14 protein-coding genes are annotated in these 16,069 nt (G+C 55.6%); 6 read left to right on the forward strand and 8 right to left on the reverse strand.

Going from position 1 to position 16,069, the window contains the following annotated elements; translation table 11 throughout:
• Positions 1-77: 77 nt before the first annotated feature.
• On the reverse strand, positions 78-434 hold the full coding sequence (locus HRQ63_RS18545) for a nucleotide excision repair endonuclease (RefSeq protein ID WP_172246539.1): 357 nt from the start codon (positions 432-434) through the stop codon (positions 78-80).
• 181 nt (positions 435-615) lie between these two features.
• Here HRQ63_RS18545 and HRQ63_RS18550 point away from each other — a divergent pair, with 181 nt between their 5' ends.
• Positions 616-2,151 (forward strand): DUF2252 domain-containing protein, encoded by a 1,536-nt coding sequence (locus HRQ63_RS18550; RefSeq protein WP_172246541.1) that lies wholly within the window; start codon positions 616-618, stop codon positions 2,149-2,151.
• 97 nt (positions 2,152-2,248) lie between these two features.
• Here HRQ63_RS18550 and ypfJ read toward each other — a convergent pair whose 3' ends face one another.
• The 3 genes from ypfJ to HRQ63_RS18565 form a co-directional block, all read right to left on the reverse strand.
• Positions 2,249-3,115, reverse strand: coding sequence for a KPN_02809 family neutral zinc metallopeptidase (ypfJ, locus tag HRQ63_RS18555; protein WP_172246543.1), 867 nt, complete (start codon positions 3,113-3,115; stop codon positions 2,249-2,251).
• A gap of 158 nt (positions 3,116-3,273) precedes the next feature.
• Complete coding sequence (locus HRQ63_RS18560) at positions 3,274-4,146, reverse strand: EcsC family protein (protein WP_172246545.1); 873 nt, start codon at positions 4,144-4,146, stop codon at positions 3,274-3,276.
• 178 nt (positions 4,147-4,324) lie between these two features.
• Positions 4,325-5,899 carry a sigma-70 family RNA polymerase sigma factor gene (locus HRQ63_RS18565; protein ID WP_172246547.1) on the reverse strand — a complete coding sequence of 525 codons (1,575 nt, stop codon included), beginning with the start codon at positions 5,897-5,899 and terminating at the stop codon, positions 4,325-4,327.
• Positions 5,900-6,083: 184 nt separating this feature from the next.
• Here HRQ63_RS18565 and HRQ63_RS18570 point away from each other — a divergent pair, with 184 nt between their 5' ends.
• Entirely contained in the window at positions 6,084-8,756 is a 2,673-nt protein-coding gene (locus tag HRQ63_RS18570) for a DUF4084 domain-containing protein (protein WP_172246549.1), read from the forward strand.
• Positions 8,757-8,993: 237 nt separating this feature from the next.
• Here HRQ63_RS18570 and HRQ63_RS18575 read toward each other — a convergent pair whose 3' ends face one another.
• Complete coding sequence (locus HRQ63_RS18575; protein WP_308809937.1) at positions 8,994-9,536, reverse strand: GyrI-like domain-containing protein; 543 nt, start codon at positions 9,534-9,536, stop codon at positions 8,994-8,996.
• Positions 9,537-9,579: 43 nt separating this feature from the next.
• A complete protein-coding gene (locus HRQ63_RS18580; protein WP_172246551.1) occupies positions 9,580-10,593 on the reverse strand; it encodes a helix-turn-helix transcriptional regulator in 1,014 nt (337 codons plus the stop codon).
• 506 nt (positions 10,594-11,099) lie between these two features.
• On the opposite strand from HRQ63_RS18580, the gene HRQ63_RS18585 reads away from it, so the two are divergent.
• The 3 genes from HRQ63_RS18585 (at position 11,100) to HRQ63_RS18595 (ending at position 13,766) form a co-directional block, all read left to right on the forward strand.
• Entirely contained in the window at positions 11,100-11,723 is a 624-nt protein-coding gene (locus tag HRQ63_RS18585; protein WP_172246553.1) for a DedA family protein, read from the forward strand.
• 240 nt (positions 11,724-11,963) lie between these two features.
• Entirely contained in the window at positions 11,964-12,260 is a 297-nt protein-coding gene (locus tag HRQ63_RS18590; RefSeq protein ID WP_172246555.1) for a putative quinol monooxygenase, read from the forward strand.
• Positions 12,261-12,773: 513 nt separating this feature from the next.
• Positions 12,774-13,766, forward strand: a complete 993-nt coding sequence (locus HRQ63_RS18595) for a catalase family peroxidase (RefSeq protein WP_172246557.1) — start codon at positions 12,774-12,776, stop codon at positions 13,764-13,766.
• Between the two features lie 107 nt (positions 13,767-13,873).
• On the opposite strand, the gene HRQ63_RS18600 is transcribed toward HRQ63_RS18595, so the two are convergent.
• Positions 13,874-14,758 (reverse strand): NmrA family NAD(P)-binding protein, encoded by an 885-nt coding sequence (locus HRQ63_RS18600; protein WP_172246559.1) that lies wholly within the window; start codon positions 14,756-14,758, stop codon positions 13,874-13,876.
• Positions 14,759-14,916: 158 nt separating this feature from the next.
• Between HRQ63_RS18600 and HRQ63_RS18605 the strand changes: the two genes are divergently transcribed.
• Positions 14,917-15,516: a TetR/AcrR family transcriptional regulator gene (locus HRQ63_RS18605; protein WP_172246561.1), complete on the forward strand. Its 600-nt coding sequence runs from the start codon at positions 14,917-14,919 to the stop codon at positions 15,514-15,516.
• Positions 15,517-15,628: 112 nt separating this feature from the next.
• Here the strand turns inward: HRQ63_RS18605 and HRQ63_RS18610 are convergent, their stop codons facing one another.
• A complete protein-coding gene (locus HRQ63_RS18610; protein ID WP_172246563.1) occupies positions 15,629-16,057 on the reverse strand; it encodes a macro domain-containing protein in 429 nt (142 codons plus the stop codon).
• Positions 16,058-16,069: the final 12 nt, after the last annotated feature.

Raw genomic sequence — 16,069 nt, forward strand, 5'->3', positions numbered from 1 at the left:
CGCGCTTCGGAAGGACAGGCTTTTTTACTGTCGACACGGTAGTCCCCTGTCCTTTATGAAGGTAGCGGGTTCGAACTTTATTTATAAAATACTTTATCGACGTTGTATTTGGCACGGCCGTCGTTGATCAAAAACGTCTCGTAAATCTCGCGATGCGTCGGATCGGCCACCAGGCAGACGTCAATGCGGCGAACTTCTTCGCGATGATTTTTCATCGGCGATACGCTGTCTTCAAAATGCTTTTTGATCCGGGGTCTGAGCTTGCGGGCTTTGCCGACGAAGAGCAGCTCGTCGTTCTCGCCGTAAAACATGAAAATGCCGGCTTCTTCGCGCGTGATCAGGTGAAAGTCGGTAAATCCGTAAATATGGCTAAGCTGCGGATTCTCCTGCTTTTCGATCGAGACATCCGGCTTCGGTACAGTAACTAAAATCATTAAGTTCACGTCCTCTATAGAAAATGGCCTCTTGGCCCTGCCGTCGCATCAAGTTCTTCCGGCGCTGCCCATCCTACCACAGAATCAGTCTTCGCGCCATGAAAATAAACGATTGCCGCAACCTTGGACAAGCTCGCTGCGTATGCTTTTCCATGCAGAAAATCCGAAGGAGTGAAAGTTTATGTCCACTGTCAATGCAAGCATTACCGAAGGCGTTCTGCGCACGCGCAAAAAATTGCGCCAGGATACGCTGATTTCGATCTTTGACGAATTCGACGGAGAACGCATGGCTCTCGACGACGCCAAGCGTACGGAAAAATATCGCAAAATGGCACTGAGCCCCTTTTCCTTTTATCGAGGCAGCGCCTATCTGTTCTACTTCGACGTCACGCGCCAATACTTTCCTTATCATACGCCGAAGGAACGCCCGACCTGGGTGCAAGGCGATCTGCATTTCGAAAATTTCGGCGCGTTCCAAAGCGGCGACGGGCGCATCTTCTATGACGTGAACGACTTTGACGAAGGCTATGTCGGTTCCTATCTGTACGACGTCGTGCGCATGACCGTCAGCATCGTGCTGGTCGGACGTCAACTGGGTTACACCCAGGAGCAGCAGGTTGATGCGGCGGCGCATTACATCCGGTCGTATTACAAGCAGATCGGCAAATTCGCTTCCGGCAAAGACGATCCGGCCGACTTCGTCGTCGATTCGGACTGCGCCAAAGGGGCGGTACGCAAACTTCTCCGCAAGCTGGAGAAGCGTCAGCAAGGACATTTTCTGGAAAAGGTCACGGCTCGGATGCAAAGCGGCGACGGACGCGCGTTCCTTGAAAATAACGAGCTGGTCGAACCGACCGAAGCCGAGCGCGGCGGACTTGAACAGTCATGGAACTTCTATATGGACACCCTGCTATGCCGCCGCCCGGGCGAAGAACATTATCGGATCAAAGACATCGCGGCCAAACACGGATCCGGCACCGCTTCGATCGGATTGGACCGATTCTACGTACTGATCGAAGGCGGCACGGCTGAGGCCACGGGCGACCGCGATTCGGACGATACGGTGCTTGAGGTCAAAGAGGTTCGCGTGCCGGTTCCCGCCTACTTCATGCCGTATTCCGAATCGTTCTGGGAGACCTTCGCGCATCAAGGCAAGCGCGTAACGGCCACCCAGCAGGCGATGCATCATGAAGCGGACCCTTATCTGGGCTTCCTGACGATGGACGGACGCCACTTCTACGCACGCGAGCGCTCCCCGTACAAAAAGCGTTTGAAGCTTGAAGCGCTGCAAACGACGGAAGATATGGATCGCGTGCTGACCCTTATGGGACAACTGACCGCCAAAATGCACGCACGGGCCGACTTCGACGTGAGCTTGGGCATTTTGCCGTACCACAGCGAAAAAGAAATTGCTGACGCCATGGGAGACGACCCGGACGCGTTTGCCAAGCATGTCTCTCAATTCGCCTACGCGTACGCGGACGTCGTGGAGCGGGACTACGCGCTGTTCGCGGAATGGATCGCGAAGCGTTTTCCGGAAACGCAGGCGGCATCGGAGGAAACAGCGGCCGTGGGCGGTACGGTGAAAGCCGCTACGCCGGGCGAGGTCGCGGCGCAGCCGGCGATGGAGGACGGGGTGACGGTCGAACCGACGGCGCAAGCCCCTGAAAACGAAGCGGACGGCGCTGTCTGCGCAAGCGACGAAAACGCGAAGTAAAGTTGTTTTAAAAACGGCCCCGTCAAAAAGAACCTTCGAATCCGCGAGACGGCGGAAACGAAGGTTCTTTTAAATTGCGCGCGGCGAATCCGCGAATCTACAAGCTGCCGCCGAACGTGTCGCCGCCTTCGATCGTACCGCTTTGGAAGCCTTTGTAAAACCAGCTCTTTCGCTGTTCGGACGTGCCGTGGGTGAAACTGTCGGGCACGACGTAACCCTGCGATTGAAGCTGGATGCTGTCGTCTCCCACGGCGCTCGCGGCCGTCAGCGCCTCGTCGAGGTCTCCCTGCTCCAGCAGGTTCTGTCCCTGTTCGTAATGCGCCCATACCCCCGCGTAATAGTCCGCCTGAAGCTCCAGCTTGACGGAGTACTTGTTATACTCCGTTTTGCTGAGCGTTTGGCGCAGGCGATCGACTTTGCCGCTCGTACCGAGCAGGTTTTGCACATGGTGTCCGACTTCGTGCGCCACGACGTAAGCCATCGCGAAATCGCCCGGCGCGTTGAACTGCTGCTTCAATTCGTCGTAAAAGCTCAGATCGATATACAGCTTTTCGTCGCCGGGACAGTAAAACGGCCCGACTGCCGAGCTGGCCGTCCCGCATGCGGATTGCACGCTGCCGCTAAACAGCACGAGCTTCGGATTGCGGTAGGTCATTCCGTTTTCTTGGAAAATCCGGCCCCATACGTCCTCGGTATCGGCCAGCACGACCGAGACGAAGTCAGCCAATTCTTCTTCCTCCGCCGGTCCTTGATAATTAGCGGCCGATTGCGATTGCGTCTGCGTTTGCTGCGTCGAAGCGCCGCCGTTCAGCAGGTCGGACGGATTGCCGCCGAGCAGCATGACGATAATGACGATCACGATCCCGCCTACGCCCAAGCCGCCTCCGACCATTAAACCTCCTCCGCCGCTTCGACCCCGCTGGTCTTCGACGTTGCGGCTCGCTCTTCTCCCTTTCCACTGCATGGCTGTTCCTCCTTGATGTCGGCGAGAATGCGGATCATCCCGTGCGTCTTCCCGTCGTACTCGCTTTCTTACACAGAATTAACCGACTAATAGCTTGTCTCAATCAAGGCGAAAAAGAAGCGGCAGACCTGCGCCTTCGCGCGTCTGCCGCTCCCGTGCTACGAATCCGATTTCTCCAAAGCGTCCAACCGTTCCAGCACCCGTCTTTTGCGGTACAGCATATGGGCCGCTTCCGAGACGTCGCCGAGCGTCTGGCGGTTTGCCACGGCGCCGAACACGATGCCGGCAACAGGAACGGCTTGCAGCAGCTTTTTCCATCCCCAACTGTCGCGGTACGTGGTGACCACCTCGCGCCAGCCTTGAATCTTCGACATGGCGGTGACCGAAGGCGGCAGCTTGCCGTCCTCGCCTGCTTTGAGGTTCAATTCTTCCAGCACGGCCTGCTTGCCCACGATATCGGAGGAGGTAAACTGGAGAACCTTGACGGCGAAGACCCGCTCGGCTTTGTCGTTGGCGTCGTAGCCGTAGCACAGCCCGATCTCCTGGATCACTTTCAGCGACAAGCCGAGCACGGCCGGAATATCCGCAGCCAGCGTGAAAATCCCGCCGACGCCCGTCGTTGCTCCTTGGGCGGTTGCCAAGTTGCGGCTTTCCCCGGACAGCCGCTTTGCCGCTTCGTCCATGACGGCAAGCGGATAAGGTCCGGTCTCCGGCAAATGCCTTTTGCGCGCGGCCGCTTCCAATACGCCGGTTACATGGCGACGGGCAATCAGATATTTGCCGCCGTTTTGCACGTAGTTGCCCAGTTCGTCCAACAAACCGCCGATCTTTTCGTGAATGAATTTGGGCGTGACTTTGTCCAACAGCTTGAACGGAATGCTCGCGATCCGATCCCAGATCGGCAGCTTGCGCTGGCTTTTCGTCCACTTCTCGATTTCTTTCAAAGCGGCCTGCAGTTCCTGCTCGCTATCGGGCACGGCTTGCTTCGGCTCCGATTCTTCGCGTCCGGTCTCTTCTTGTTCGTTCGTCATGGGTTTCCTCCTGATCCGCGCCAAGCGATTCGCTTTGCGCGTCATGTATTCTTTCCGTTTATACGCGCCGAACCCGCTTCGGTTACGAATTTCATGGCTGACAACGTACTACCCGGAAAAAGAACCCCTGACACGCGCGAAACCGTCGGAACCTTTCAGGGTTCCGGCTGTTTGGGCTTCAATCGCACTCCGCCCGGACAATCCGCTTGGCCCGCGCGTCCCAACGCGGGGCGTCGGGTCCGGCGAGACTCAGTCCGCCCGCCCATTCCGGATAGGCGCCCGCGTCTTGCGGCGCGGGGACTTCTCCGGCCAGGACCTGCCGTCCGAGCGCAGACGGCTCGAACTTGCGGTTTCCGAAGTCCGGCGGGCATTGGCCGTACTTCGGAAAGCTGCCGTCTCCGCTCGGGCGAAGCAGCGGAGACGGCCCGGCGGACATCCGTTCCAGATGCCGCCAGAATTCCAGGTCGCCCAAGCCGAGGGCGACCAGCTTGTCCGCGGCGAGCCGAAACAGCTCGCCGGGCGCGGCAGCGCCGGAGGCGGCGGCTTCCAGCGCGGCTCGCTGGATGCTGCCGAGCCCATCGAAGGCGGACGGCAGCCGCGCCAGATGCGCTTCGAAAGCGGCGCGGGCAAACGGCAGGGCTTCGGCGTCCGCCGTCAGGAAGCGGACATGCTCTTCCGGATCCGGCGAGCTGTATGCCGCCCAGAAGCGCGACGCGAGCGCGAACTGCGCCTCGCCGACCGGCTGCCAAGTACCCGACAAGGTCCGAAGCTGTTCGGGCTTCAGCTGCCCAAGCCCGTGGAAAACTTCGATGCCCGGAAACTCGCCGATGCAGAGCAGGCTGATCCGGGTACGTCCCCGCTGCATCCGCCCGATCCGATTCAGCAGCAAAGCCAACATGGCCTGATCGAACAGATCATGTTCGAACCACAACACGGCTTCTTCGAATCGCTCAAGCTCGCGCAGCTTGCGCTCCTGCGCCGAACATCCCTCCAAGTAAAGCGCACGCGGAATGCCCAGCTCCCGCTCCAACGCTTCGGCACGCGCGAAACGGGCCGACGCTTCTTCCATATCCGCGAAAGCCGGTCCGAACGGATAAAGCTCCCGCCACACCAGCACCTCGCCTTCGATTCCTGCCTGACACAGCAGGTCTGCGGTATGATCTCCGTTTACGATATGCAGCATATGTTTGCCTCCTTCATGCAAGTCGCGGAACGCGGCGGAAAAGTCCGAAACGTGCAGCGCCGATCTCAGCTTGGCCCGGGCATCGAACAATCTTTTTTTGAGCGCCGATTCCGATATGTCCAGAAAAACCGCGATGTCCTTCGTCCGGCAACCTTCGAAATAGAAAAGCCGCACCGCCAGACGTTGGGTTTCCGGCAGTTCTTCGACCGAATCGTACAGCATGCGTCTCGTCTCGCGCCGCTCCGCGATTTCTTCCGCGCTGCCTTCTTTGTCCGCGAAATCCGAAAAGCTTTCCCCGATCGGCAGCGCGGGGATTTTTTTGCGCCGGATCAGCCGGATCGCCCTCCTTTGGACGATCGTCCGGAACCAACCCGGAAAAGCTTTCGGCTGCTGCAAGGCTTCCAATCCTTCGAACGCTTCCGCGAAGGCTTCCTGCACGGCGTCTTCCGACGACTGCGCATCGCCCAGCTTGTCGTAAGCGGCGGCGTAGGCCATTTTGCGGTACTGCCGGAACAGTTTTTCATAGGCTTCCGGCTCGCCGCGTTTTGCTTTTTCCACCCATTCTTCCACGCGTGTTCGTCCTCCTTCAGCATGTTTCTTCTCTATAGTGCCCCGCTGCTCCGATTCGGTTACCTAATCTTGCTTGCTATGAGTTTATTTTTCTAATATTTCTTTTTTTCGTACCGATTAATTAAAAGATAGACTATGATAAGCATAGAGCTAAAGAACTATATAAAAAAAGAGGGAACCATTCATGCGCACTTCCGCCAAACACATCGCCGCTCTTCTTTTTGTGCTTCTTTTTACGGGCTTTTATTATACGTGGATTTTGATTTGGAACGGCGACGACAATATGGCGACCTGGGGAGGAGACATCCTTTCCGTGGCCGGAAGCCTGATCGCCGCACTATGGCTGTTTGGAGCTGCCAAACGCACATGCGGAGAAAAAAAGACCTTTTGGATGCTGCTTTCCTTGGGGTGCTTCAATTATTTCATCGCCGAATCCGTTTGGCTGTATGAAGAAAAAGTGCTGCGAATCGATCCTCCTTCCCCCGGCTGGACCGATTTTTTCTATATTTTGCAGGTTGTTTGTTATTTGGCGGCTTTCGTTTATCCGTTTATCCGGCTGAAAAAAAGCTACGGAGCGTTCAAGCTGGTATTCGATATCATGATCGTCATGACCGTTGCCGCCACCTTCAGTTGGCACTACCTGATCGCTCCGGTTTTGCATGACATCGAACTCTCGAGTTTGACGATGATCGTCAACTTGTCATATCCGATCACCGACCTCGCGCTGCTGTTCGGCGCGATGAGCTTGTACTGGGGCGCCCGCAAAATATTTTCCCGCCGGATCATTCTGTTCATTTTTCTGGGTCTCGTGACTCAGGCGGGCGTCGACTCGGTTTATTTGTATTTGCTGTCCGCGGAATCGTACGATTCGGGCAGCTTCGTTGATCCGTTTTTCATGCTTAGCCTGCTGTTGGTCGGCTATGCCGGCTTTATCCAGCGACCCGAACTTTCAAAACAGCCGATTTCCGAAACCTCGGAAACCGGCGTCGAACGCCTGGACATTCCCCGGATCATTTTGCCTTATTTGAACGTGTTGATTCTTTTCTCGTTCATGATTTCCGGTTCGGCCGGCATCGATGCTTTCACGATCGGCACCGGCATTTCGATCCTGCTCGTCATCGTCCGCCAACTGCTGATTATTTTCGAAAATCACGATCTTCTGATCAGCGTCTACCGCAAAACGGAAGAACTCGAATTAAGCGAAGAACGGTACAAATCCCTGTTCGAATATCATCCGGACGCCGTCTATTCGCTCGATCCGAACGGGAATTTCGACAGCGCGAACGCGGCCGCGTCGGAACTGCTGGACTGCGGCCGCGAGCAGCTGATCGGCATGTCCCATACCGAATTCGTGCTGAGCGACCGTCCGGCGCAAACAGAAGATTACATGTCGGCCGTCAGATCGGGCGAAGCGGAACGTTACGAAGGCGAAATCCGCAGCTTGAGCGGACGGATCAGCACCGTCAGCGTGACGCATATCCCGATTAGAGTGCGAGACCGGATCGTCGGCGTTTTCGGGATCGGACGCGACATCACGGAGAACAAGCGGAACGAGGAACGGATTCGCTACCTGGCTTATCACGATCCGCTGACGGGGCTGCCCAACCGAGCTTCTTTCGACGCCGAGTTGAAAGAAACGATCGAGCGGTCTCGCGAGGCGGGCGAGACGTTTGCCGTCGTGTTTATCGATCTGGACCGCTTCAAAAACGTCAACGATACGCTCGGGCACGACGTCGGCGACCGCCTGCTGATTTCCGTGGGCGAACGTCTCAGGCTCTGCATCGGCGCGAATGATACGGTCGCCCGGCAGGGCGGCGACGAATTCACGCTGATCCTGCGCGGCATCGACGACAAAGAAGGCGCCCGGGCGGCCGCGCAGGTTATTTTGGACGCTTTGAGCCCGCCCCACGCTCTTGCGGAACAGGAGATCGTTGCGCTGCCGAGCATCGGCTTGTCTGTGTACCCGATCGACGACGATACGCCTGTAGGCTTGATGAAAAAAGCCGATATCGCGCTGTACCAAGTCAAATACGGCGGCAAAGGCCACCATCGGATGTACTGCGAGACCGATCCGGCTTTTTCCCGAAAGTTTATTCTGGAACAAGATTTGGGACAGGCGATCGAAGAAAATCGCCTGCTGCTGCATTACCAACCTCAGATCGATTCCGCTTCAGGGCAACTGAAAGGCGTCGAAGCACTGATTCGTTGGAACCATCCGACATTCGGTCCGATCTCGCCGGTCGAATTCATTCCGATCGCCGAAGAAAGCGGTCAGATTTTGACGATCGGAGCCTGGGTGCTGAAGCAGGCTTGCCGTCAAGCCAAACAATGGAGCGACGCGGGAACGTCGATCAAAGTAGGCGTCAATCTGTCGCCGAGACAACTTCATCAACCGGACATTGTCGGACAGATCGCCGGGGTCCTGCGCGAAACGGGCCTCGCCCCGGAGCTGCTCGACCTCGAAATCACGGAGTCGGCGGCGCTCGAGCAGCCGGAGCTCGTGTTGTCGCGCCTGAGCGAGCTCAAGCAGCTCGGATTGACGATCTCGATCGACGACTTCGGGACGGGCTATTCTTCGTTGTCTTACCTGGAGAGCTTCCCGATCGATAAGCTCAAGATCGCCCGACAATTCACCAGCAAGCTCGAAAATCGCCAGGTCAACCGAAAAATCGTGTCCCATATCATCGATCTGGCCCGCACTCTGGAGATGAGCGTCATCGCCGAAGGCGTCGAAAGCGAAAACCAGGCCGAGATCCTTCGTTCGATCGAATGCGTGGAGATGCAAGGCTTCCTGTTCGGCCGTCCCGTTCCCGCTTCGGACATCGACCGGCTTCTCTCTCTGACTCCGTCGGAGTAAGGATGCTTGGAGTAAGCATGGCTTCGTGATCCTTTTTTAATTTTGTATAAAAAACAAACAAGCCCTGCCAAATACGGCAGGGCTTCTATTACTTACAAAAAAACTTGAAGCGTGCAGCGGAGGGAGAAATTCAGGTCAAGACGCCTTTGAACTCGGAAAACTTCCATTAAAAATTTCAATCGACTTTTCCGGGTGAGACAGCGCCTTTACCGAATTTCTCCCGCAGCGCCCCCCGCTTCACCTCACCGCGATATAGATTGAGACTTCCGCTGCTTCCGGGTCGAAGCCGCGGGTATCGTACAGCTCGAAATCCCCCGTATAGGATCTGCGTTCGGAAGACGTTTCGTAATAAGACCAGATTTCGCCCCATGCCTCGGCTACCACTTCGGCAATAGGGCCGCGCTGCGTGCGAAAAATTCGGTATCGGCTTTCCGGTACCAGGGCGCGCAGACGCTCGGACTCGTCTTCCGCGAAGCGTCTTCGTTCGATCGGCGTCGGGCCGTCGGCGACTGCCGATTCGTGGCCGATGACCAGCGTGTAGGCGCCGGAAGCGTCGCTTTCGTAATCGGTGTACAGCGCGTAGATCAAGTGCGGATCGCGAACCGAGGAATCCAGCGGGAGGCCGCTTTGATAGTACGTACGCCACAGTTCGGGAATCTTGCCGTTCGGCCCGAACTCGGCAGCATTGGTCGTGCGCGCCGCGAATCCGGTCAAAGCGAAAGCGGATCGGGAAGCAAAAATCTCGGAGTCGTGGTCAGGCAGATATTTGGCGATGCTCACGGAAAATCTTCCTCTCTATCGGTCATTTTCCGCTATCATACGCTTAGAACGCGGACATCCCCATGTCCACGTTGTTCGAAGGTTGCAGGACGTTTTCTTTTTGCGAGTCCATGCGTTGATCCGCATGCACGATTCCCGCGTAAGATTCCACGATCCGCCTTGCCCGCCGCACCAGTTCCTCGGCAATAACTAAAGGAGACTCCACCGTAACGCGATCCCCGTAACTGAGCAGCATGCCGTAAAACCATTCGTCCATCGTGAAATCCCCCGCGATTCGCACGCAGCCGTTTTCAAGTTCCGTCATTAACGATGCTTCGAATGTGTCCGTGACCCTCAGCCGAACCTCGGCGCAAAATCGCAGCGATACCGCAATCCTCGGCATGCTGTCCCAATCGTCGTTCCACTCGTACGTATCGATTGCGGGCGCGGCTTTGGGTATAAAAGGTTCGCCCGTTTCGCGCAGCTCCAGCATGCGAGACAGACGGAAGATCCGAAACTCCTTGCGCAGCAAGCAATAGGCCTGCAAATACCAGATACCGCCTTTCATTAGCAGCATGGCGGGTTCCAGCAGACGCCGACTTTCTTTTCCGTTCATATTCAGATAGCGAACTTCCACTCTCAGAGCTTCGCGGGCCGCCTGTCTTAGGCATTCGACGCGATCGCGAGTCGACGCATGACCGCTCCACGCATTCAGATCGAAGATCACGCCCGGCCCCCGTCCTTCCGTTCCTCCGCCCAGCAGCGCTTGCACCTTGTCCGCCAGATCGGCAAAAGTCTGATCATCCAGCACGCTCGCCGCTCCCTTGACCGCGGCGCGCAAAGCCTCGATCTCGCCCGGACTCAGCATCTGCCGACCGATCGTATACCGCTCCATCAATTCGAATCCGCCGCTCATGCCCTGATGCGATACGATCGGAATTCCGGCGCGGCATAAGGTCTCGATATCCCGATAAATGGTTTTGGTCGATACCTCGAATCGTTCTGCCAACGCGCTGGCACTGATTCGTTCCCGGTTCAACAATAGAATGGTCATCGCGAGCAATCGATCGATTTTCATTGCGCGCTTCCTCCTTTCGCAAAATCGCAAGTCCTGCCTGTTTCTTCTATTGTACGGCAAACAAGCGTTCGCTAAAAGCAGCAAATACAGCCTTTTCGCGACTTTTCGGGTAATAGAATATTTTTATGGGTAAAACGGTGATGAAGCCTTTCAAGTCGGGCGCGCGATGTCGGTAAGCCGCCAAACTTGCAACCGCCTTCGCGCATCCTTTAAGATCATGAGGAGGACATCGCGGCGGGTACCGGGCCCCCTGCCCTCAAGCGCCTTCTCGTACGCAGAATTGAAAATCTCGTTCTTTTTCTGAAAATATATCGATATTTACATATTCATGCGAGATGCCGAAACCGACGCCAAAGCCTGCACGACCGCCCAACGCGCAAGACGCCTGTCTCGACTCGAAATCGTTCGGATAACATTCGATGTTCGACCATGCGACTGATCGCGTGACGGCATGCAAGTCCGGGAGCCGGAATCCCGTCAAATCCGAAAGTCGAGGTGAAGAGAACGTGGAAAATTGGATTACCGACTTTATGAACGACTGGGGTTACTTCGGCATCTTTTTGCTGATTGCTCTGGAAAATATTTTCCCGCCGATTCCGTCCGAGGTCATTCTGACGTTCGGCGGCTTTATGACGACGCAGACCGATATGAGCATCTGGGGCGTTATCATCGCATCCACGCTGGGATCGGTGTTCGGAGCCGCGGTCTTGTACGCGATCGGCGCGATCATGAAGCAGGAACGCATGGAGCGCTTGATCGAAAAATACGGCAAATGGCTCCGTTTGAAAAAAGAAGACGTCGGCAAAGCCTACGGCTGGTTCGATCGGTTCGGCAAATGGGCCGTGTTCTTGTGCCGCCTCGTGCCGCTGGTTCGCAGCCTCATCTCTATTCCGGCAGGCAGCGTTCGCATGAATCTGTTCTCCTTCCTGCTGCTGACGACGGTCGGCTCGCTGCTTTGGAACACGATCCTGACCTATATCGGCAGCGCCGTCGGAGAATCGTGGGAAAGCGTCGTCGGACAAATGGACGTCTTCTCCAACGTGGTCTACGTGATCCTCGGCGTGCTGGTGGTGGGAGGCGCGGCGTTCTTTTTCTGGAAAAGAAGCAAAAGCGTCAAAAGCGGCTCGTGAGTCAACGCCGCCCAATCGAGTTAATGGCTTAGGGCGTGTACGCAAACTCCGACGGAAGTAGATTTTGCTGATTTTTCGTTCTCAGCAAGGAAGTTTTCCGAAGGCGTGCCGGGGCACGTCAAGGGAAACTGACGCGGCGAAGGGCGAAAAGGCAGCAAAAGATACACGTCGTTGAGTTTGTGTACACGCCCTAAAAGAACGCGCAACCGCCAATTTCTTCATAAACGGAGGAGAATCCCTATGGAAGCCATCACCGTAACCGCCATTATCAAAGCAAAGCCCGGCCGGGCCCATGACCTGCGCGGCGAGCTGATCAAAGTCGTCGGCCTCAGCCGCACCGAGCAAGGTTGTCTGGAATACGTGCTGAACGAGTCGCTCGAAGATTCGCATACGTTCATTTTTTATGAGCGTTGGGAAAACGCGGAGGCCGCGCAAGCGCATCTGGATAGCGACCATTACAAGGAATACCGCAGCGCGACGGAAAAAATGGTCGCAGCCCGCGAAGTGTACCGGATGCAGCCGATCACCGCGCCGTAAGTATCCGACCGACCCGGAAAGCCCTGCCGCCCTGAATCGGGAAGGCAGGGCTTTTTATTTTGCGTATGCATGGAATCGGCCTCCGTCGGCTCAAGCTCTTCCGCGCGGATACGCCGTACGTCAATTCCTCTCGATCCGTCACCAGCACGGAAGCCGCGCCGACAATCCGAAGCGATTGAGTCGATAAGCCATCAGCTCGCCGTGAGCCAGCGACGGCTCCGGAGCATGGATATACAACCTTTGTCCGAAGACCGTTGTCCGTCCGATCGGTTTGCGCTCGGGATCTCGGGATCGCAAGCTTGAAGAGCTTGAACTTAAACCGCCCTTTGCCGATTTCGGCGAAGGGCGGTTTAAGTGTGCGGAGTTACCGGGTATAGAGAGAATGACTCTGTGCGTACAGAGCGGCAGTTTCCGTCATCACGTAACTTTTCGACTCTTAATTGGAGGTAACTTTACCTTTATCGTTGAGTAGTTACAGTTTCAGTCCCGACAAGCGAAAGGAGAACGACCGCTATGTTCAGCGATTCCGAGAATCATCGCTCTGATCCTTTATCCGGCAGCACGGCCGATTCTGCCGATAAACACGACCAGCTGTACGTCACCGAAGCCGAGGAAGCGGTCGACGAGCTCGAACGCGTATCCGGCGTCCATCCCGGCTACCGTCGCGCCCATGCCGGCGGCTTCTGCTGTCGGGCTTCGTTCCTGCCGAGCGGGAAAGCGGCTCCGTTCACGACCGCGCCGCATCTTCAAGATCGCGAAATTAAAGCAATCGTCCGATTTTCGGGCAGCTCGACCGATCCGGCACTCGCCGACCTGCTTTCGCCCGCCAAAGGCATGGCGGTCCAGTTCGCGCTTCCGGACGGCGGAGTCACCAACATGGTCGGCGTGACCGTTCCGGTCTTTTTCGCGAGAACCCCGTCTTCGTTCATGGATATGCTGACGACGCTCAACCGGACCAAAGCCGGCAAAATGCCCAAATCCGAAGCGCTGATCCATTTCGCCCGCCATTTCGGCGAAAGCCGGCAGAGCCTGCTCGCGCTTAAGCGCTTGAAGCCGCCCGTAAGCTATGCCACCAACCTTTACTACTGTATCCATGTCTACATACTCGTCGATGCGGAAGGCCGCCGCCGTCCGGTCAAATTCGAATGGATACCCGACCTGGGCGTCCATACGCTATCCATTCACGATGCGGCTGCCCTGCCTGACGACTATTTGGAAAAAGAGCTTGAACTGCGCATGCTGTCCCAGCCGCCTTCGTTCAAGCTGAATATCGTGTTCGGCGAAGAAGGCGATCCGACCGACGATCCGACCAAACGCTGGCCGAGCGACCGCGCGCGGATCAACGCGGGACGGCTGGTACTGCTCGAACCGATCGCGGAACCGCGCGGACTATTGATGGACCCGACCGCCGTGCCCGAAGGCATCGCTTTATCCGACGATCCGATCTTGAATTTCCGGCGCGAGACCTATGCCGAGTCGATGAAACGTCGCAGCGGCGGGCATTGATTCAGAACAAATGGCTTGTTTATGTGCGTCCATACAAAAGAACGCCGGAAGGGGCGGGCCGAAACCCGTCTCTTTTTTGCTTTTGGCACCGGTGTGCTTACCGGGCCTTAAATCAAATTCAGCCGGGCCCACTCCGCCATCTTCGTTCCCGGTCGCCCCAGCACCGTCAAGACGTCATCGCGAACGACTGTCGTCTGTGCGGTCATTTGACCGGCCGCGGTCAATTTCATCGTTATGAGGGCACTTTCCATGTAAGCGCGTTGTCCTATATCCGTAATTCCGGCAACCTGATCTTCGAAATTCGAAGGATCAATCACCTCGCAACGGATTTCTTTTCCCGACGCCGACGTCAAAATGTCGGCGACCTCCGTACCTGTCAGCACTTCCGTACTTAACCAGTAATCGGCGCCGCCGTGTTTCTCCGGCCCTTCCCGCAATACGGCTGCGGCAACAGCGGCAATGTCCGCGGCACACACCCATCCTTGCGGCAGATCTTTTGTGAAAGCCGTAAAAAAACCAGTCTCCGAGATCGGAGGATCCGTCTTCAAACTCGTGTCCGCAATGACATTCGGATGCAGATGCGTCCAGGCGACTCCGCTGGCCCCGATATAGGTTTCGATCAGATCATGCCAAGCAAAATGCGGCATCAGATCGCGTCCCGAGGTGAATACGCCCAGATGAACGATATGACCCACGCCCGCATCGACTGCCGCATCAACCAATTTTTTGCTTTGGAATAGCATATCCGACGTGTAGCCGGTCAACAAAAACACACGGTCGACGTCTTCCAACGCTTTCGCGAAAGTCTCCGGACGATTGAGATCAAGCACGACGGCTTCGCGTCCTTCTATCCGCCATTTCTCCGCAGCTTCCGCCCGGCTTGTCGCAAGACGAATCGTAATGCCTTCGTTATTGCGATCAAGTTCTTTTACCACTTGCGAACCTACGGTTCCGGTTGCGCCAATAACCAATACTTTTGCTGTCGTCATCATTTCGCCCCCTGCTCTTATTTATAGAACGATTAAGTTCCGTAATTGAAGTGTACCAAATCTATTTATAGAACTCAATAGTTCCGTATTAAAACAACCAAAATGGTATACTTTGAGCAGCGAACGAAAAGTCATTGGACAAGAAAGGCAGGTAGAACGATATGCCGAAAGAAAAGCAGCAACGAATCGAAGAAAAAAGAGGACGTCCCCTCGATTTGTCGCGCAATAAGGTCATTCTTGAAGCGACTTTGGATTTATTGGCGGAAAAAGGCTATGACGCGTTAACCATAGATGCGGTCGCACTCCAAGCCAAAGTCGGAAAAGGTACGATTTACCGAAGATGGTCTTCGAAAATGGAGCTTGTGATCGACGCGGCTACTTTAATGAGTCCTTTTGAGCTTTCTTTGGATACGTTGAATAAAAATCAAGATTTGCGCGGGCAATTCGTCGACTTGCTCACTTTTGTTTTCATGGAGGATAAAAAATTCCAAAAAGCGACGAACGCGATTTGCAACGCTTTTAATGACGAATTGGATCAGAGGATGCGCGATGCGTTTTACTGGCGTTACCGCAACGCGATCGAAAGTCTGCTTGAGCCTTATGTTAAAAAGAACAAGTTGACCGACGAAGACATGGAATTAATCGCGGATATCGGTCCGGCTTTGGTCATGTATAATCTGCGCTCCAAAAATCAATCAGCCGACATCGCCTATATCGAAAGGGTCGTCGATAAATTGGTCATGCCGCTTTTGCCGAACTGACCGTTCAAAAGAAACTCGAAAATGACCTCGCTGCCGAAAAATTCGGCAGCGAGGTCATTTTATATGCCATATAATTCTTATTAAAAAGTATCGATTTCCGGCGATGCCGTACTTAAGCATCCAAGGAACAAACCAGAATCTCGATCTCCGTATCGGCGAATTCTTTTTTCACGATTTCCCTGACCTTTTCCCAGCGCAATCGATCCAATCCGCTTCCGATACGCGGCATCGCAAGCTGCGCAACCGCAGCGGACTCGCAATTCTCGCGCAGCGAACGAACCGCCTGCGCGAGCGATTTGTAGGTGGGCTTGTTGAAATAGTTGGCCTTGGTCACCAGGTTCATCACACGGCCTTCCCGGTAACACGCGCCGATCTCCAGAGGTTCTCTCGCTGCCCGTTCCTTTAACGGCTTCAGATCGAATCTTCGCACGAATTCGGCAGCGATTCCTTTGCCCATCTTCGCATCGGCCGAAATGCAGTGCGCCAGTATGTAGTCGTCCGGCAGCGTGAACAGATCCCCTTCAATCTCGTTGAACCGCATTCATAAGCCTCC

Origin of the sequence: Saccharibacillus endophyticus (assembly GCF_013185185.1) — a bacterium.
In the GTDB taxonomy this organism is placed as follows: domain Bacteria; phylum Bacillota; class Bacilli; order Paenibacillales; family Paenibacillaceae; genus Saccharibacillus; species Saccharibacillus endophyticus.

What these genes read in the sequence shown, in the direction of transcription:
- ypfJ (WP_172246543.1), bottom strand. Translation starts at nt 3,115, where the DNA reads ATGCAGTGGAAAGGGAGAAGAGCGAGCCGCAACGTCGAAGACCAGCGG.
- HRQ63_RS18560 (WP_172246545.1), bottom strand. Translation starts at nt 4,146, where the DNA reads ATGACGAACGAACAAGAAGAGACCGGACGCGAAGAATCGGAGCCGAAG.
- HRQ63_RS18595 (WP_172246557.1), top strand. Translation starts at nt 12,774, where the DNA reads ATGTTCAGCGATTCCGAGAATCATCGCTCTGATCCTTTATCCGGCAGC.
- HRQ63_RS18600 (WP_172246559.1), bottom strand. Translation starts at nt 14,758, where the DNA reads ATGATGACGACAGCAAAAGTATTGGTTATTGGCGCAACCGGAACCGTA.
- HRQ63_RS18570 (WP_172246549.1), top strand. Translation starts at nt 6,084, where the DNA reads ATGCGCACTTCCGCCAAACACATCGCCGCTCTTCTTTTTGTGCTTCTT.
- HRQ63_RS18605 (WP_172246561.1), top strand. Translation starts at nt 14,917, where the DNA reads ATGCCGAAAGAAAAGCAGCAACGAATCGAAGAAAAAAGAGGACGTCCC.
- HRQ63_RS18580 (WP_172246551.1), bottom strand. Translation starts at nt 10,593, where the DNA reads ATGAAAATCGATCGATTGCTCGCGATGACCATTCTATTGTTGAACCGG.
- HRQ63_RS18610 (WP_172246563.1), bottom strand. Translation starts at nt 16,057, where the DNA reads ATGCGGTTCAACGAGATTGAAGGGGATCTGTTCACGCTGCCGGACGAC.
- HRQ63_RS18545 (WP_172246539.1), bottom strand. Translation starts at nt 434, where the DNA reads ATGATTTTAGTTACTGTACCGAAGCCGGATGTCTCGATCGAAAAGCAG.
- HRQ63_RS18550 (WP_172246541.1), top strand. Translation starts at nt 616, where the DNA reads ATGTCCACTGTCAATGCAAGCATTACCGAAGGCGTTCTGCGCACGCGC.
- HRQ63_RS18590 (WP_172246555.1), top strand. Translation starts at nt 11,964, where the DNA reads ATGGAAGCCATCACCGTAACCGCCATTATCAAAGCAAAGCCCGGCCGG.